Annotated in this window: 3 protein-coding genes; 1 reads left to right on the plus strand and 2 read right to left on the minus strand. The window is 45.5% G+C overall.

The genetic code is table 11. From position 1 onward, the window contains the following. The coding region (locus tag B7Y67_RS18030) for an amino acid--tRNA ligase-related protein (RefSeq protein WP_293599812.1) at window positions 1–463 on the plus strand (463 nt) is incomplete at its 5' end. 78 nt (window positions 464–541) lie between these two features. Here the strand turns inward: B7Y67_RS18030 and B7Y67_RS18035 are convergent. Both B7Y67_RS18035 and B7Y67_RS18040 read right to left on the minus strand, forming a co-directional pair. After that, window positions 542–994, minus strand: coding sequence for an OsmC family protein (locus tag B7Y67_RS18035; RefSeq protein WP_293599813.1), 453 nt, complete (start codon window positions 992–994; stop codon window positions 542–544). A 36-nt stretch (window positions 995–1030) separates the two neighbouring features. After that, window positions 1031–1411: a rhodanese-like domain-containing protein gene (locus B7Y67_RS18040; protein WP_293599814.1), complete on the minus strand. Its 381-nt coding sequence runs from the start codon at window positions 1409–1411 to the stop codon at window positions 1031–1033. Window positions 1412–1428 lie beyond the last annotated feature (17 nt).

Below are 1428 nucleotides of genomic sequence, written 5' to 3' on the forward strand. Positions count from 1 at the left end.
AGGTGGTGAGAACCCAGATTCCCCAACCCTGAAGAATGCCGGTATTGGCGCCTTGCAACTTGCTTTATTTGAATTGGTTGCCGAGTCACACCTCTGGGAGCCAACTTACATTATCGATTACCCAATTGAAGTCAGCCCTCTCGCTCGTGAATCTGATACGCGTCCTGGCATTACCGAACGCTTTGAATTATTCATTACCGGTCGTGAGATCGCCAATGGCTTCTCAGAGTTAAATGATGCCGAAGATCAGGCCAACCGCTTCCGTAAGCAAGTGGAGCAAAAAGAAGCGGGTGATGAAGAAGCGATGTACTTTGACCATGACTTTATTCGTGCACTTGAATACGGCATGCCCCCAACAGGCGGTTGTGGCATTGGTATTGATCGCTTAGTCATGCTACTGACTGACGCACCTAATATTCGTGATGTGATTTTGTTCCCTCACCTGCGTCGCGAAGAAGAGTAATTAATTCAAACTCTATTCTTAGAAATTAAAAAGCCGCAGATTCCTCTGCGGCTTTTTCTATTGATAGGCCTGGAAAACTCAACTTGCTGGATATAGTTTTGTGTTCTCGCTATCGATAACCGTGACATTGACTGGAATACCCAGGCTAACACTAGAAGATACGGTGCAGAAATCCTGAAACTGAGCCAATACTCGATCCAGGTTTTCCAAAGTAGATCCTGGTACCCCAATATGAATATCAACGTAGATCGCCAGAATGCGTAAGCGGTTCTGTTCATTTCTACCAATCTCGCAACGTGCCTTGGTTTCTATCGGCTCTGGATTTTGCTTAAATTTTCGGAGGGCAAACAATAAAGAATCAGACAGGCAGTTTGCAACACCAGCGAGCAAGAACTGTGACGGAGTAGCGCCTTGAGATGTACCTAATGGCGGTGGCTCGTCACCATATATAGGATCCCGCTCTTCGTTGTAATAAATCGCAAATTGATAATCAGCTTGCTGCACTAATCTCACTGATGGCCAACCACTCATACAAACTCCTAAGAACGAGGTTTATTAAACTGTATTTTATTCAAACTCAAGAGCTTGGGGCTTGGCAATTGGATTACCAGCAGCAACCCATGCATCAAAACCACCGGCAATAGACTCAACATTTAAGTATCCCATGTCATTCAAGGCTTTTGCAGCCAGCGCTGCGCGACCGCTCGTCTTGCAATACAGCACTATTTTTAAGTCACGTGATGCCAGCTCTGGAGCATTGCTTATCTTAAATTCTAATAAGCCTCTCGAGATATGAACCGCGCCCGGAATATGCCCACTGGCATATTCATCCGCCTCACGCACATCTAGCAAGACATCTGAATCTTGAATTGCTTGTGCAGCATCTGCCACACTTACCTCTTTAATCTGGCTCTTTGCGAGTGCGACTAGATCATGGGCTGTTTTCATGGTATTTCCTTTGATGA

Source organism: Polynucleobacter sp. 35-46-11, from assembly GCF_002281105.1.

What these genes read in the sequence shown, in the direction of transcription:
- B7Y67_RS18035 (WP_293599813.1), bottom strand. Translation starts at nt 994, where the DNA reads ATGAGTGGTTGGCCATCAGTGAGATTAGTGCAGCAAGCTGATTATCAA.
- B7Y67_RS18040 (WP_293599814.1), bottom strand. Translation starts at nt 1,411, where the DNA reads ATGAAAACAGCCCATGATCTAGTCGCACTCGCAAAGAGCCAGATTAAA.